We start from the raw sequence: 15,655 nt of genomic DNA on the forward strand, positions 1-15,655 counted from the left end.
GGTCCGGCGGGATAGTGCCCCGCACCATGGTCCTCCCGCCAGGCGCCATTGGGCTTGCGCGGTTTCAGGTCCCTGTTCCGGACGCAACGGAGCGTACGCCGTTGCGTCCGGACGAGGCCGCACTCAACGCGCGGCGGATTCGCTCAATTCGACTTCCGCCTTGCCCACCGGATTGCGCGGATCCGCGCCACCGGTGAGGGTGTTGGCCTTGCGGTCCCAGAGCACGGTCTGCAGGTTGCCCCACACATGGCTGGAACCACGGCCACCGGCGGCGGTGTCGCCGGGCAGGTCGACCTGGTGGCCCATCGCCCGCAGCGCCTCGGCCACCTGCGGACTGAACGCGCCGCTCTCGGCGGAAATCACGTCCGGCAGCCATTGGTGATGGAAACGCGGCAGCGCGGCGACCTGTTGCGCACCCAGTCCCTGGTCGTAGCCGAGCATGCCCAGCAGCACCATGGTGATGATGCGGCTGCCGCCAGGCGTGCCGAGCACGGCGATGCGATCGGGCGACTCCATGAAACTGGGCGTCATCGAACTGAGCATGCGCTTGCCGGGCTTGGGCGCGTTGGCATCGAAGCCCATCACGCCGAAGGCATTCGGCGTGCCGGGCTTGAGCGCGAAATCGTCCATCTCGTTGTTGAGCAGCACGCCGGTGCCGGGCGGAATCAGGCCCGAGCCGAACAGCAGGTTGACCGTCTGGGTGGCCGCGACCCGGTTGCCGTCGGCGTCGATGATCGAGAAATGGGTGGTTTCCTCGTCTTCCAACGGCGTGGGCTGGCCCGAGAGCAGGTTGCTCGGCGTGGCCTTGTCCGGATTGATGGTCGCGCGCAGGCCGGCAGCGTAATCGCGGCTGGTCAGCGTCTTCAACGGGATCTCGACGAAGTCGGGATCGCCCAGGTAGAAGGTGCGATCACGGAAGGCGCGGCGCATCGCCTCCACCGTCAGATGGGTGCGGTGCGCCTCATCGAGTTTCGCCAGATCCCAACCTTCCAGGATCTGCAGCATCTGCGCCACCGCCACGCCGCCGGAGGACGGGGGTGGGGCGGTGGTGATCTGCCAGTCGCGGTACTTGAACTTCAGCGGCTCGCGCTCGCGGACCTGATAGGCGGCCAGTTCGTCGGCCGTCCAGCGTCCGCCTTCGGCCTTGACGCCCTTGATCAGCTTGCCGGCGATCTCGCCCCGGTAGAAACCATCATGGCCACGCTCGGCCAGCAGCTGCAGCGTGCGTGCCAAATCCGGCTGCTTCAGGATCTCACCCTCCTTGGGCGGATCGCCGTCGGCCAGGAACACGCCTCGCGTGCCGGGATAGCGCTCCATCACCTCGCGGCGCGAGGCGTAACCGCGCGCCAGCCGGCCGTATACCGGAAAGCCTTCGCGGGCAATCCGGATGGCCGGGCCGAGCGAGGTCTCCAGCGGCAGCTTGCCGTAGTTCTTCGCCAGGTGGACCAGCGCGGCGGGCAGGCCGGGAATGCCGGCGGCCCAGGGACCGTTCTCGGCGCGATCGCGGTTGAACTCGCCGTTCGCCAGCAGATAGGCCTCCGGCGTGGCGGCGGCCGGCGCGGTTTCGCGCGCATCGACGAACACGTCCTTGCCGGTCCGCGCGTCGTGCAGCAGGAAGAAACCGCCACCGCCGATGCCCGAACTGATCGGCTCGACCACCGACAGTACCGACGACACCGCGACCGCCGCGTCGAAAGCGTTGCCGCCGGCGTGCAGGATTTCGAAGCCGGCTTCGGTCGCCAGCGCGTGCGCGCTGGCAATGGCCGAGCCTGGCGGATGGGCCGCGGCATTGGCGGCACGTTGGCCCGTGTCGCCGGCATCGGCGGCATGCAGCGCGGGAACGAAAAGGGAAAGCGCAAACAGTAGCGCGGTGACTCGGCGTGCTTTCACGACATCTCCTGACGGGTACCTGTTGGTGGCCCTCCCGCGTCAGCCGCCCTGCAGCCGGCGCAACTTGGCCAGCAATTGCTCCTGGGTCTCAGGATACGCCGGATCGGGGTCGATGCACTCCACCGGGCAGACGACGACACATTGCGGTTCGTCATGATGGCCGACGCACTCGGTGCAGCGCGCCGGATCGATCACGTAGATCGTCTCGCCCATCGAGATGGCCTGATTGGGACAGGCGGGCTCGCAGACATCGCAGTTGACGCAGAGTTCGTTGATCTTGAGTGACATTGCGGGGGACTTCTCGATTCCGGGAGCCCCGCTTTCGCGGGGGCGCGGCGCCCCCGCAAAGGCGTGGCCGCGAGGACGGCCACGCGCGGAGCCTGTTACTTGGCTTCGACGAAGACGTAGTCCACGCCGGTCGGGGCCACGGCCGCCTTGACGCGCTCGCCATCGGCGGCGTCGCCGATGAAGACCACGCGCACGCCCTTCATGGTGTCGGGTTCGACGCCCTGGAACGAAGCGACCACCAGATCCGCCATGCGGGTGGAAGCGGAGGAACCGAACGCCAGCAGGTTGCCGCCGACGATGCCGCGCGCGATCGCGTTCTTGGCCTGTTCCAGCGAACGGTCGTACTTGGCCTGGAATTCCGGATCCGATTCCGGCGGCAGGTAGTACAGGAAGGGGGTGTTGGTGATGGTGCCCATGTTGCGGGTCACCACCTCGGACAGATAGGTGCGCCAGCCGGCGTCATCGTCCTTGGCGGGAACGACCAGCGGTGCCTCGGCGGCCTCGACCGGCTTGGCCTCTTCCTTCTTGCACGCGGCGAACGGCACGACCAGGCAGGCGATCAGCAGCAGTCGTGTGGCGATGTTGGTCATGGTTCTGTCCCCTCAATGAGTCGATGTAGGAAGGATCGTGCCACAAAAGCACGCGGTTCAGGTGCGCCGCCACTGGGCCTTCATGGCGGCGGCCACGTCGGCGGTGACGAAGCCGGACACATCCCCGCCCAGACGCGAGATTTCGCGCACCAGCGAGGACGAGATGAAGCCGTACTGCTCTGCGGGGGTGAGGAACAGGGTTTCCACTTCGGGAATCAGGTGGCGGTTCATGCTGGCCAGCTGGAATTCGTACTCGAAGTCCGAGACCGCGCGCAGGCCGCGCAGGAGCACGCCGCCGCCAATTTCCTTGACGAAATGGGCAAGCAATCCATCGAATCCGCGCACTTCCACATGCCGGTGGTGGGCCACCGCCTTGCGGGCCAGTTCCACCCTCAGATCCAGCGGCAGCGCCGGTCCCTTGCCCGGACTTTCGGCCACGCCGATGATCAGGCGCTCGAACAGCGGCGCGGCGCGATCGATCAGATCGATGTGCCCGTTGGTGATCGGGTCGAACGTGCCGGGATAAACCGCGGTACGGGTACGGGACACGCTCATTCGGAATCGGGTCGATGGGAGTCGCCGCGCAGTGTAGCAGCGCCCTGCCCGCCGGGAACCCGGTAGAGCGCGCAGCGGACGTCGCGGGTCTGGTCTTCGCGATGCGACCGCCAGTCGGGCGGTACCGCGAGTGCCTGCTCCCGCGGGGATTCCACGTATACCCAGGCGTCGTCGGAAAGATGCCGTGGCAGCGCCCGCAACGCAGCGTCCCAAAGGCCGTCGGCGAAGGGCGGATCCAGGAACACGATATCGAACGTCTCCCCGGGCGCATTCGCCAGCCACGCGAGGGCATCGGCGCCCTCCACCCGCACCTGCGACGCCGCCCCCAGCCGCTCCACCGCCTGCCGCAACGCGTCGGCCAGGCCGGCGTCACGCTCGATCAGCACCGCCTGCGCCGCGCCGCGCGAAATCGCTTCCAGCCCAAGCGCGCCACTGCCGGCGAAGGCATCCAGCACGCGCGCGCCGGCCAGTTTCGGCATCAGCCAGTTGAACAGGGTCTCGCGGACGCGATCCGAGGACGGACGCAGCCCGGGCCGATCCGGCACCGCCAATCGGGTATTGCGCCAGCGTCCGCCGATGATGCGGACGCTGCCGGCCGGGGGCGCTGCGCGTGGACCGCGCGCGGGTGGCGTGCGGCCGGGTTTCATCGGGGGGCAAAGGGGGCGGGTGATACCATGGCGCCCATTCTCCGCGATTGTCCGTGTCATGGTCAGCTGGTTCCGACGCAAGAAGCCTGACGCGCCCGCGAGCCTGCCCGAGACGCAGCGCCCGGCGCCCCCAAATCCCGTTTCCGACGCTTCTCCCCCCGTTTCGCCGGACGATACCGCCGCAGCGCCCGCACCGGCCGTGTTCGAGCCGGCCGCGCCGGCTTCCGCCCCGACGGTCGTCGCCCCCGCCGCTACCGTCGCATCCGGAACCGAGCCGCCCGCCGCCCCCGCCGGCAAGCCGGGCTGGCGCGAGCGCCTGCGCAACACCAGCTTCGCCCGTGGCCTGGGCGGCCTGTTCTCGCGCAACCCGCGCCTGGATGACGACCTGCTGGATGAAATCGAGACCGCGCTGCTGACCGCCGACGTCGGCGTGCCCGCCACCACCGCGCTGGTCGAGGGCCTGCGCAAGCGCATGAAGGCGCGCGAGTTCGCCGACGCCCGCGCACTGCTGGCCGCGCTGCGGACGGACCTGATCGCGATGCTGGCGCCGGTGGCCAAACCGCTGGAGATCCCGCGGAACATTCGCCCCTTCGTGCTGCTCACGGTCGGCGTCAACGGCGTCGGCAAGACCACCACCATCGGCAAGCTGGCGCGCCGCTTCAAGGACGAAGGCCGCAACCTGATGCTGGCCGCCGGCGATACCTTCCGCGCCGCGGCGGTGGCGCAGTTGCAGACCTGGGGCGAACGCAACGGCGTGCCGGTGGTGGCGCAGGGACAGAACGCGGACGCGGCCTCGGTCGCGTTCGACGCCCTGCAGGCCGCGCAAGCGCGCGGTACCGAAGTGCTGATCGCCGATACCGCCGGACGCCTGCACACCCAGCAGGGCCTGATGGCGGAACTGGGCAAGATCAAGCGCGTGCTGCAGAAACTGGATCCGGCCGCGCCGCACGAAGTGCTGCTGGTCATCGACGGTACCACCGGCCAGAACGCGCTGTCGCAGCTGCGCCAGTTCCACGCCGCGGTGAACATCACCGGGCTGGTGGTGACCAAGCTGGACGGCACCGCCAAGGGAGGCGTGGTGTTCGCGCTCGCACGCGAGTTCGGCATCCCGATCCGGTTCGCCGGCATCGGCGAGCGTTCCGAGGATCTGCGGGTGTTCGACGCCGAAGCCTTCGTCGACGCACTGCTGCCGGAAACGCTGGGCGCGTGAGCCGGCGCCGCAGGCTGGCGCTGCTGTCGCTGGTGGTCCTGCTGCTCGCGGGCATCGGCCTGCTGCACTGGCTGTTGCAACCGCAGCGGCTGGCGCCGGCGCTGCTGGGCATGGCCGGCAACGCGCTGGGCCTGGAAATCACCGCGACCGGCGTTGGCGAATACCGGCTGCGTGGCACGCCACAGTTGATCGTCCGTGGCGTGACCGCGCGGGAACCGGGCGCCGCCACGCCCCTGCTGACCGCGGACCGCGTCTTCATCTCGGTGCCCTGGTCAACGCTGCGCGCGCGTGGCCGCGAGCTGACCGCGGTGCGGCTGGAGCTGGACGCGCCGGTCCTCGATCTGGCCGCGCTGCAGTCATGGCTGTCGCGACGCCCTGCGGGCGAGACGCGCATCCCCACCCTCACCGATGGCGTGCGCGTCGACGGCGGCCGGATCCGCGGCCAGGACTGGTCGCTCGAACGCATCAACCTGCGCATTCCCCGCCTGGAAGCCGGACAGCCCCTGCGTGGCCAGGTACAGGCGCATTATCGGGGCGGCGAACTGCAGGCGCCGCTGGATCTGGCTTTCCACCTGCGCCGGCTGGGCCAGGACGGCGGGCTGGGCGTCGCCGGCCAGGCCACCGCGGTGGGCAAGGATTGGCGACTGCCTGCAAGGCTGCGGCTGTCCGCGTACCTGCGCCAGGCCGAGTCGCGGCTGGAACGGGCCGTGCTCGGCGCCAGCGCGCACTACCTCGCGGGTGCGACCCGGCAGTCGTTCGCGCTTGGCGTGGCCGGACCCGTGGAGTTCACCGATGGCCTGCGCCTGCGCTCGGCCGCATTCGCCCTGCGGGGGCAGGAGGCCATGCCCTCGCTGGACGCCACCGGTGAACTCGGGCTGGAAGACGGCCTTCTGCTCGACTGGCGCGGACGATTGGCCGGCTGGCCGGACGCCTGGCCGGCGTTGCCACCGCCGCTGGGGCGTTCGACCTCCACGCTTCCGTTCGCGCTGGCCTATCGCGGCACCATCGACCTGGCGGACATCGCGCATCTGCGCCTGCAACGCGACGATGCCCGCTTCGATGCACGCTTCCGGCTGTTCGAAGTCATGGATTGGCTGCATGCGCTGCAAGCCGGCGGTGGCTCGCCGCTGCCGCCACTGAGCGGCCGCTTCACCGCACCTCGCCTGGACGTATCCGGTGCCACCCTGGAGGGCGTGGATCTGCAGCTAGACGATCCGGCCCTGCCCGCCCCCGAATCCGCGCCATGACCAGCACCACCGAAGACCGTTTCGCCGACCACCTGCTGGCCTGGTTCGACCAGTCCGGTCGCCACGACCTGCCCTGGTTGCATCCACGCACGCCCTACCGCGTGTGGCTGTCGGAGATCATGCTCCAGCAGACCCAAGTGAAGACGGTGATTCCCTACTTTGCCCGCTTCCTGGAGGCCTTTCCGACCTTGAAGGATCTGGGCACGGCCACGCTCGACGAAGTGCTGGCGCAGTGGTCCGGCCTGGGTTACTACGCCCGCGCCCGCAACCTGCACGCGGCCGCGCGCATCTGCGTGGAGCAGCACGACGGCGACCTGCCGCGCGATTTCGACGCGCTGCTCGCGCTGCCCGGCATCGGCCGCAGCACCGCGGGCGCGATCCTTTCGCAGGCCTGGGGCGATCGCTTCCCGATCCTGGATGGCAACGTCAAGCGCGTGTTGTCGCGCTACCACGGCGTCACCGGCTGGCCGGGTACTCCGGCCGTGGAAAAGCAGTTGTGGCAATTCGCCGCCGCCCATCTGCCGCCCGACCGCATGGCCGACTACACCCAGGCGCAGATGGATCTGGGCGCCACCCTGTGCACGCGCCACGATCCCGCCTGCATGCTCTGCCCGGTGCAGGGGGGCTGCGTGGCGCTGCGCGATGGACAGGTCGACGAACTGCCGACCTCCAAGCCCGGCAAGCCGCTGCCCGAGCGCATCGCGATCATGCTGCTGGCCGAAAACGACGACGGCCAGGTATTGCTGCAACGGCGCCCGCCGACGGGGATCTGGGCTTCGCTGTGGTCGCTGCCTGAGGCCGACGATCACGACGCGGCGCGGCACTGGTTCGATGCCCATCTGCAGGGCGACTACGACCGCGCCGAGGCGCTGCCGGAACTGCCGCATGTGTTCAGCCACTATCGCCTGCGCATGCATCCGCTGCGCTGGCGCGGACTCGCGCCGCGCGCAGCGCTGCGCGACGACGCCGACCTGCGCTGGGTGGCACGCGACGAACTGGCCCGGATCGGCCTGCCGGCACCAATCCGCAAGCTACTGATCACGACCTGATTCCCGGCTTGTCCCGCCCTTCGCCTGGAACCGGCTATCCTGTCGCCCACGACGACGAAGACACATCCACACACCTGCATGGCACGCACCGTTTACTGCGAATACGAAAAGCGCGAAACCGAGGGCCTGGATTTCGTGCCCTACCCCGGCGAACTCGGCAAGCGCGTGTTCGCCCACATCGGCAAGGCGGCGTGGGCGGCCTGGCTGGCGCACCAGACCATGCTGATCAACGAGAACCGGCTGTCCCCGCGCGACCCGAAGCACCGCGCCTTCCTGGAAACGGAACTGGAGAAGTTCCTGTTCGGCGGCGGCGCCGACAAACCGGCCGGCTACGTGCCGGAGGCATGAAAAAAGGCGGGGATGTCCCCGCCTTTTTCTTGAACCTGGCAATGGCCAACTAGTTGGCCGGCTCGCCTTCCTGGCGCGCCTCGATCTTGGCCTCGCGCATTTCCTTCTCGGCCGCCTTCAGTGACTTCAGGTCCAACGGGCTGATGGTCTTGATCCGGCAGGACATCCGCATCACCCCGCTGCCGCCACCCAGCGGACGCACGCGATCGAAGTTGGTCACCCGCCCCATCATGCTGCTGATGCTGATGGCCGGCGCGAACTCCAGATCCGGGCAGGGACCGGCCAGATCCAGCAGGTAGGCTTCGTTGGGCTTGGTCCAGACGGCCAGCGCGGAATCACCCAGCGGCTGCCAGCCGTTGAGGCTGCCGAAATAGCTGAAATCCTTGACCGGCGCGGCGGCGTGCTCGCGATACAGGGCAAGGCGTTCGGTGGAACTCATCTTGGTGGTGGCGCACGCACTCAGCGCGGCCAGCAGGGCGCATAGCAGGAACAGACGTTTCATGGCGTAACTCCCGGTCGGGTCGACGTTTTTTCTCTTCCCGGCAGCATCATGCACCAGCCGCCGACCGCCGGCGCGGGTGCGTCCCCGGCACGTTCAGCCCTCGTCCGGCTTGCCAGCCCGCCCGCCCTTCCCGTATCATGCGCGGCTCGCACCGGCCACGTAGCCGCAAAGCGATAAAACCTGGCCGGGTAGCTCAGTTGGTAGAGCAAGGGATTGAAAATCCCTGTGTCGGGGGTTCGATTCCCTCCCCGGCCACCATTTCAGGGGCCTGCAGAAATGCAGGCCCTTTTTCTTTGGGCGCGGCATGGCTTTGGTTGCCGTTTGGTTGCCACAGGAAAATCCCTTGCCTTTGCCCAAACAGACAGCCTGTTTCGGTGCCCCACCTTGGACATTCGGTCATCGCGGCGCGTTTGACCGCGCTTGAGCCGCGGCGCGTGGCCATATGATGTTGCCGAAGTGGCCTCTGGCGCCAAGCCTATGCTTCGCCCCACCTATCTAGTTTATGTGGTACTGGACCCATTCCCATTAAAGGAAGTCCACGATGAGAGGCGGATGGATTCGATTGCAGACCTTGCCCCACTCCTCGTGTGGCGAGAGCCCCAGTCCCACACTATCCGTGGGACTTGGGGGCCACCAGGGGGTCGTCGGATTTCGGCCCGGAGAGGGGCCTGGAGAGGGCAGCGCCCGCGGTCTCTTCTTCGGGCTGATCCCACCTCCGGTCCAGCTTCACCGCGTACCGCGCCGTCTTGTCCACGTACTTCACGAATCGGAACTACATCTTGGCGATAAGGTGCTTCCGGCGCTCCAGATTGGAGAAGTCGAACGGCTCCTCCATGCCATCGCCGATTTCGATTGCCCCCCCATGCCTCTTGGATGAGCTCATCCACCTCCATTTCGCTCTGGGTTGCATAATCAATCCTACGAAGGTCGCCGCGCCTTAACTTCTACGAAAGCACCGAACTGATGCATCCACCGCTTGCTCTTCGACAGGAAGGAGTGCGGAGCATATTCGCCATCTCGTTAGGAGTGATCTAGCAAGCTGCTAGATTGATCAGAAAATCATGCTGGAAACGGATCTGCATCACTTTGCTACCAGCGAGCAGCACTCTAGAGAACGGCTGGATTCCACGCGCAACACGACTGCTGACTAGAACCGTCGCTGGCCTTTCCCGAAGTTCCCGATATCGCACTGACCGGAGAACTTCGTCCCGCCTTCGATGGTGATTTGCCCCGAATTCCGGTTTACGGCAACCCGCGGCTTGTTCATGCCGTTCAAACGGTAGCCCGCCGTAATCCGATCTTCACCAACTTGCAGGTTATCCAGTTCCCACCAGCCATGGTCGCCACCTGAATTGATCGGAGGCACAAGTCCTTGTCCCAGGTGGATTCGACCATGGTCACCATACAACTCGATTTGAACGTCGCTATTGAAGCCTTGCGCGCTGCTGACCACCGAATTCCCTTCCTTCCACTTGTTGTCCTTGTGGTCCCAGCTATAGGTCTGCTCTGTCTTGGCGACGGGCCGGGTTCCCGCCCCGTAGCAGACCAGAACCAGGGATTTGGGGTCCTGTTGGGCGGATACATCTGCCGGCTCTGCCGACCCTGTACCTCCGCAGTTCGCACCCGGAACCGCTTGAATGGAGGCATAGCGTCCTTCGGAGGTGGATACGGAGATGCACTGGTTGCGCTTCGCGCTCCACCAGAAGGTAAACCGCTGGTCACGTACTGTGCTCGAATCACGCAGCTCATAGCCGCGGGACAGCAGTTGGGTCTCACCGCCGGCAGCACGAGCTCCGACCAGGTCTGCCACGTCCGGGGGAGCGGTCTGCGCGAGTGCCGAGAAAGGCATGGTGGCAACAAGACAAACTGCAAGCAGGCTGGCGCGCATGATTAATCCCTCCGGTTGGATAGTGGGCCTTACAGCGTAAGGCAGGATGATATCGAGTTCGCCCAGACACAACACTTCGCGAGGTGGTGCTGATGTCACAGATTGGTGCTGGAGGCAGTCGTGCCTTTCTGGCGGCCATCGGCCGACGAGTGCATTGGCCAAACGTGGCACTGATCCTAGGGACTAGTGGGGCGTCCTGCTCGCCTTCCGTGACCTCCAGCTATGGCCAGTCAGGTCTGATGGGACACAGGGTGCCTGGGAGCACCGGATCGCTCTACTTCAGAAGCCGTCGGAAGGCCTGATTTCCTTTGATTGTTATCAGCCATCCGGGCACTCCCCCGCGCGTCCACGCGGGGTGAAGGACTCAATTCAGGACCAGCACCGCGCCGATAGCCAGGTTGATGATACCGCCCAGCACCAACACACCAAGCGCCGACAGCCCACTGCTCCACCAGTTCGCCCGCAGAGTGTCGCGCAGCCAGCGCGCCTGCACGCACAGGTACCAGACCGCGGCGATGGCGGCGATCGTCCAGCCGATCCGGGTGGACGTCACGCCCGGCTTGATTACCAATTGCATCGCCATCGACACGGTTATGGCGAAGGGCGCCGCCAGGTAGCACTGCGCGTAGAACGGACGCCGCAGGCTTTCGCGGTCCAGTCGCTGCCCACGCCGCCGCTGGCAGTGGATGGCCATCAGCAAGGGCCACAGTGCGAAAGTCAGTGTGCGGAACAGCAACAGGCCCTGTTCATTGCCCACTACCTGGCGGGACAGTTCGCTGGTCGCCCGCACTTGCTGATGCAGAATGAGCTCGAGCACATGCGCGGCCAGGATGGCCAGCATCAGGAACAGCGGCGGGCTCAGTGCGTCGTCGAACTGCTTCTCCAGCTTGTCCCTCAGCTCGGTCTCCGCGTAGCGCGCCATCCGTTGCGGGTGGCGCGCCACCCTCCACAGCGTGAGCGGGAAGAACACCAGCCAGGTGATTACCTCGTAGAGGAACTCTTCCAGCGATTTGAGCAGCTTGAGGAAATCCATCCGCGTCTCTTCCTTGCAGCGAACGCCTGCCGGTCGTCCGCCTCGCCGTGGTGCGTGCCGGGATGGTCCGCGGGTACCGCCGACGATGCGGGGAGCGTAGCCGGTCGCCACGCGGATGCCCAGCGGATTCCCGGACCTGGCCCGTGTCCTTCATCCCGGTTCGCCACACGCGAGTACCGGTCGGGTATCGGCTGTGCGACCTTCGCCCTGGCGGGTCAGTTCGCCTCGTCGTAGGAGATGTCAGCTCCCATGATGTCAACCATGAGCCGCGACGTGCATTCGGTCTCCTGCATGAAACTGCGGCCCAAACCCCGGCGACGGAGGGGCGGCACGCGCCCTCCGTACTGACCCGCTCCAGCAATGCAACTCACGCCAGTTGGAGAAGTTGTAGCCACAATCGCCGGAGTACCCGGTATTTGACTTTCCCATCGGGTAGCCGAAGCCGCCGTCGCCGCTCTACCATCGCCGACTACGGAACCGACAGCTCACAGCCGATGCAGAACGACCCGACACGACGCCGCTTGTGTAGCGCGCTGCTCGCCGCAGGCGCCGGACTTATCGTGCCTGGTGCCCGTGGAGGCGGCCGACAACCGGAGAACTGCAAATCCCTGCCTGTCCTTCTTGAGGCCGAGCACCAGCCGGGAATGGCCGCGGTCGTGGTGGACCGGGGGCGGATAACCGAAATGGCCACGGCAGGACGGCGCAACGATGCCAGCGGTGCGCGGGTCGAGCGCAACACGGCGTTCGAAATAGGTTCCATCACCAAGGTATTTACTGCCCTGCTGGTATTCCGGCTTCGGCGGCGTGGGCTGCTTGATATAGATGCTCCCATCGGCCGCTACGTGGATGCCCTGCCGACGGCATGGGAGCCGATTTCCCTGTCACGGCTGCTCAGCCATACGTCCGGTGTCCCGAACTACCTCAATGAGGGAAACTTTCTCGAATTGATGCCGACGGATCCCACGCCCTGGGAACTATTGGCGATGGTCGCGCAGGCGCCTCTGGACTTTGCACCGGGAACCCGACACGCCTATTCCAACACCAACTACATCCTGCTCGGACTCGCCATTGAGCAGGTGACCGGCGCGGACTACTGGCAGTTCCTGCGGGACGAAATCCTGGACCCGTTGGATATGCGCGATGCCGGACCGCGTCGCGCCGACGACCGCCGCATCATTGCCAAAGGACACCTCTACCAGGATGGCCGCTGGCTCGACCCACCCATCACCGCCCCCGGCTCTGCCTGGGCCGCCGGAGGGCTGCTCGCCAGCATCGACGACATGACTCGATTCGCCGTCGCACTGGACCAAGGCGAACTGTTGCCCGATGACCTTCTCCGCGAGATGTGGCGCAACACGCCGCTTGCCGACGGTACTACGGCCGGCTGGGGCGCTGGCTGGGAATTGGCTGACGGCGGCCAGGTGGTGGGGCATGGCGGGGGAACGGCTGGCTTCACGGGATACCTGCGTCACGTCCCCGCCCTGCGGCGAACTGTCGTGGTCCTCATCAATCGTGCCGGAGATATCGGCCCGCAGGGCATCGCCGAGCGGCTGGATCTGGGTTCGCGCCCATGCAAAGGCAGGATCGACGGGCCGACTACAGGCAACATGTGATTTCGGTGTGCATAGAACTGGCGTAGCACCTGTCGTACCTTTGCTCCGGCGACAGGTATTTCTTCCATCAATCCTTGGTCTTCCGGCAATGCCTGCGGGGTGCTTTCCGACGAGACGAGGCTCGCATTGTCCATCAGCAACTTCCACCATCCGCGGGTCAACCACGGAAAAGCGCGCACTCCGCTTCCCTTGGAAGCCCCGCCCCTCGGCGCGTACTATCCGCATCTACTCGGCATGGAGTGACGGGATGATTCGGCGTGGTCTTTTGGCGGTGGTGTTCCTGGCGACGGCGTTGCTGGCCGCGTGCAGCGGCGGTCCGGTTCGGCGCGTGTCGGAACCGGCGGCCAGCATCCAGCAGTTGACGGTCAAGGCCAACGGCAGTTGGTCGGTGGACCTGCGCCTGCAGAACTACAGCAGCATCCCGATGCGTTTTGATCGGGTCAGCCTGGCGGTGGAAGTGGACGGTCATACCGCCGGCACCCTGGAAGCCAGCCCCGCGTTGTCGGTCGGGCCGGAGTCCGCGGACGTGGTCACGGTGCCGTTCACGCCCAGCGCGGAAGCCAAGATGGTGCTGGCCGACGCGCTGGCTGGCCGGCGTTCGCTGCCCTACAGCCTGAAGGGAACGGCCAATGCCACGCCGGAGGAGGCCAAGCCGCGCGATTTCCAGATCACCGGCCGCAGCACCCTCAATCCGGTACCCGGGCTGGACGGCGTGATGCGTTGACCCCAGCCTTCCGGCCTGCAACGACGGCCCCGCAAGGGGCCGTTGTCGTTTCAGGGCCAGTGCCCCTGCCACGGCATGCTGCGGCGCGCCATCCGCGACCGCCATACGCCGTAGTATGCTGGATACTTCCGGCCTCGGCCGCCGCCTGAAATTCCCCCATGAGTGCCTATCGCGCCCCCCTGAACGACATCCGCTTCGCCCTTTACGACGTGCTGGGCGCCGAAGCCCTGTTCGCCCGGCTCGGCTACGCCGACGCCACCCGCGACATCCTGGACGCGGTGCTGGAGGAAGCCGCCCGCTTTTCGGAAACCGTGCTGGCGCCGCTGAACAGCGTCGGCGACGAGATCGGTTCGACCTACGACCAGGCCACCCAGGCGGTGACCACGCCGCCCGGCTTCAAGGCCGCGTACGAGCAGTTCATCGAGGGCGGCTGGACCGGCCTGACCGCGTCGCCGGACTTCGGCGGCCAGGGCCTTCCGCACGTGATGGGCGTGCCGCTCAACGAAATGGTCAACGCCGCCAACCTGGCCTGGGGCAATTTCCCGCTGTTGTCGCACGGCGCGGTCGAGGCGCTCAAACAGCACGGCGAACCCTGGCAGCAGGAGGTCTTCCTCAAGCCGCTGGTGGAAGGCCGCTGGACCGGCACCATGTGCCTGACCGAACCCCATTGCGGCACGGATCTGGGTCTGCTGAAGACCCGCGCCGAACCCAACGCCGACGGAAGTTACGCGATCACCGGCACCAAGATCTTCATCACCGCCGGCGAACACGATCTGACCGACAACATCGTCCACCTCGTGCTGGCCAAACTGCCCGACGCACCGGCGGGCGCGAAGGGCATCTCGCTGTTCGTGACGCCGAAGTTCAAGGTCGATCGCGACGGCAAGGTGGGCGAGCGCAATGCGCTGCATTGCGGCTCCATCGAACACAAGATGGGCATCAAGGGTTCGGTCACCTGCGTGATGAACTTCGATGGTGCGCAGGGTTACCTGGTCGGCCAGCCACACAAGGGCCTGCAGGCGATGTTCACCATGATGAACACCGCGCGCCTGGGCGTCGGCCTGCAGGGCATCGCGCTGAGCGAGCGCGCCTACCAGAACGCGCTGCGGTACGCGCGCGAGCGGTTGCAGACGCGCGCACTGAGCGGCCCGAAGTTTCCCGACAAGCCGGCCGATCCAATCATCGTCCATCCCGACGTGCGCCGCATGCTGCTGACGGTGAAGTCGCTGGTGGAGGGCAGCCGGCTGCTCGCGCTGCACGCCGGCACGCTGATCGACGTGGCCAGCCATTCGCCGGATCCGGCCGAGCGCGAACGCGCCGACACGCTGGTGAGTTTCCTGACCCCGATTTCCAAGGCATGCCAGACCGAATGGGGCATCGAGAACACCTACCACGCGCTGCAATGCTTCGGCGGCCATGGCTACATCCACGAACACGGCATGGAACAACTGGCGCGCGATGCGCGCATCACCACGCTGTATGAAGGCACCACCGGCATCCAGGCGCTGGATCTGATGGGACGCAAGACCGCCTCCACCCAGGCGGCCGGACTGAAGATTTTCCTGGCCGAGATCGAGGCTTTCCTGCGTGCGCACGAAGGCAACGCGGCCATCGCCGAATTCATCGCGCCGCTTCGCGAAAAAACCAGCGAATGGGCCACGCTGACCCGAGACATCCTGCAGCGCGCCAGCCAGGATCCGGAAGAGATCGGCGCCGCCAGCCATGACTACCTGTTCTATTCCGGCTACGTCACCCTGGCTTACTGGTGGGCGCGCAGCGTGGCGACCGCGGAATCCTCATCCCACTCCGAGGCGTTCAAGCAATCCAAGCGGGAAACGGCGCGGTTCTACTTCGCCCGCATCCTGCCGCGTACCCTCGCCCATGCCGCCGTGATCGGATCCGGCGCTTCGCCGCTGATGGCGATGGCCGCGGAACGGTTCGGCGAATGAGACTCGACAACGGCATTCCCACCCGGACCAAGGGTGGGAATGCCGTGCGTTCGCAGTGCCGGCGGCGGTTGCCGGTCGATAGCCACCGGCATTGCCAAAGCGGCGCTATCCAAATTGTCATC

Annotated in this window: 15 protein-coding genes and 1 tRNA gene; 8 read left to right on the forward strand and 8 right to left on the reverse strand. The window is 66.5% G+C overall.

Annotation, left to right across the window (positions count from 1 at the left end; genetic code table 11):
* Nucleotides 1-123: 123 nt before the first annotated feature.
* The 5 genes from ggt to rsmD form a co-directional block, all read right to left on the reverse strand.
* A complete protein-coding gene (gene ggt, locus FG323_RS06110) occupies nt 124-1,833 on the reverse strand; it encodes a gamma-glutamyltransferase (RefSeq protein ID WP_255470085.1) in 1,710 nt (569 codons plus the stop codon).
* Between the two features lie 96 nt (nt 1,834-1,929).
* Nucleotides 1,930-2,178: a YfhL family 4Fe-4S dicluster ferredoxin gene (locus tag FG323_RS06115; RefSeq protein WP_141453636.1), complete on the reverse strand. Its 249-nt coding sequence runs from the start codon at nt 2,176-2,178 to the stop codon at nt 1,930-1,932.
* Between the two features lie 95 nt (nt 2,179-2,273).
* The gene (locus tag FG323_RS06120) at nt 2,274-2,768 is read right to left on the reverse strand and encodes a hypothetical protein (protein ID WP_141453637.1); all 495 of its coding nucleotides are present in this window, start codon (nt 2,766-2,768) and stop codon (nt 2,274-2,276) included.
* A gap of 57 nt (nt 2,769-2,825) precedes the next feature.
* The gene (gene coaD, locus FG323_RS06125) at nt 2,826-3,323 is read right to left on the reverse strand and encodes a pantetheine-phosphate adenylyltransferase (RefSeq protein WP_141453638.1); all 498 of its coding nucleotides are present in this window, start codon (nt 3,321-3,323) and stop codon (nt 2,826-2,828) included.
* Complete coding sequence (gene rsmD, locus FG323_RS06130) at nt 3,320-3,970, reverse strand: 16S rRNA (guanine(966)-N(2))-methyltransferase RsmD (protein WP_141453639.1); 651 nt, start codon at nt 3,968-3,970, stop codon at nt 3,320-3,322. Before rsmD ends, coaD begins: the two co-directional genes overlap by 4 nt.
* Between rsmD and ftsY the strand changes: the two genes are divergently transcribed.
* The 4 genes from ftsY to FG323_RS06150 all read left to right on the forward strand — a co-directional run bounded on the left by ftsY (nt 3,903) and on the right by FG323_RS06150 (nt 7,824).
* On the forward strand, nt 3,903-5,180 hold the full coding sequence (ftsY, locus tag FG323_RS06135) for a signal recognition particle-docking protein FtsY (RefSeq protein WP_255470060.1): 1,278 nt from the start codon (nt 3,903-3,905) through the stop codon (nt 5,178-5,180). The genes rsmD and ftsY overlap by 68 nt on opposite strands.
* Nucleotides 5,177-6,427, forward strand: a complete 1,251-nt coding sequence (locus FG323_RS06140; RefSeq protein WP_141453641.1) for a hypothetical protein — start codon at nt 5,177-5,179, stop codon at nt 6,425-6,427. Before ftsY ends, FG323_RS06140 begins: the two co-directional genes overlap by 4 nt.
* Entirely contained in the window at nt 6,424-7,476 is a 1,053-nt protein-coding gene (mutY, locus tag FG323_RS06145; RefSeq protein ID WP_141453642.1) for an A/G-specific adenine glycosylase, read from the forward strand. The genes FG323_RS06140 and mutY overlap by 4 nt, the downstream gene beginning before the upstream one ends.
* Before the next feature lie 78 nt (nt 7,477-7,554).
* Complete coding sequence (locus FG323_RS06150; protein ID WP_141453643.1) at nt 7,555-7,824, forward strand: oxidative damage protection protein; 270 nt, start codon at nt 7,555-7,557, stop codon at nt 7,822-7,824.
* Nucleotides 7,825-7,873: 49 nt separating this feature from the next.
* On the opposite strand, the gene FG323_RS06155 is transcribed toward FG323_RS06150, so the two are convergent.
* Nucleotides 7,874-8,326 (reverse strand): DUF6491 family protein, encoded by a 453-nt coding sequence (locus FG323_RS06155; protein ID WP_141453644.1) that lies wholly within the window; start codon nt 8,324-8,326, stop codon nt 7,874-7,876.
* Between the two features lie 182 nt (nt 8,327-8,508).
* Between FG323_RS06155 and FG323_RS06160 the strand changes: the two genes are divergently transcribed.
* Nucleotides 8,509-8,584 (forward strand) — tRNA-Phe (locus tag FG323_RS06160).
* Nucleotides 8,585-9,473: 889 nt separating this feature from the next.
* Here FG323_RS06160 and FG323_RS06165 read toward each other — a convergent pair.
* A complete protein-coding gene (locus FG323_RS06165) occupies nt 9,474-10,214 on the reverse strand; it encodes a hypothetical protein (RefSeq protein ID WP_141453645.1) in 741 nt (246 codons plus the stop codon).
* A 364-nt stretch (nt 10,215-10,578) separates the two neighbouring features.
* Nucleotides 10,579-11,247 (reverse strand): hypothetical protein, encoded by a 669-nt coding sequence (locus tag FG323_RS06170; protein WP_141453646.1) that lies wholly within the window; start codon nt 11,245-11,247, stop codon nt 10,579-10,581.
* 494 nt (nt 11,248-11,741) lie between these two features.
* Here FG323_RS06170 and FG323_RS06175 point away from each other — a divergent pair, with 494 nt between their 5' ends.
* From FG323_RS06175 to FG323_RS06185, 3 genes are all read left to right on the forward strand, one after another.
* Complete coding sequence (locus tag FG323_RS06175) at nt 11,742-12,860, forward strand: serine hydrolase domain-containing protein (RefSeq protein ID WP_141453647.1); 1,119 nt, start codon at nt 11,742-11,744, stop codon at nt 12,858-12,860.
* Nucleotides 12,861-13,107: 247 nt separating this feature from the next.
* Nucleotides 13,108-13,584, forward strand: coding sequence for an LEA type 2 family protein (locus FG323_RS06180; RefSeq protein WP_141453648.1), 477 nt, complete (start codon nt 13,108-13,110; stop codon nt 13,582-13,584).
* A 158-nt stretch (nt 13,585-13,742) separates the two neighbouring features.
* Nucleotides 13,743-15,533: an acyl-CoA dehydrogenase C-terminal domain-containing protein gene (locus FG323_RS06185; RefSeq protein ID WP_141453649.1), complete on the forward strand. Its 1,791-nt coding sequence runs from the start codon at nt 13,743-13,745 to the stop codon at nt 15,531-15,533.
* Nucleotides 15,534-15,655: the final 122 nt, after the last annotated feature.

Source organism: Pseudoxanthomonas sp. z9 (assembly GCF_006542425.1).
In the GTDB taxonomy this organism is placed as follows: Bacteria; Pseudomonadota; Gammaproteobacteria; order Xanthomonadales; family Xanthomonadaceae; genus Pseudoxanthomonas_A.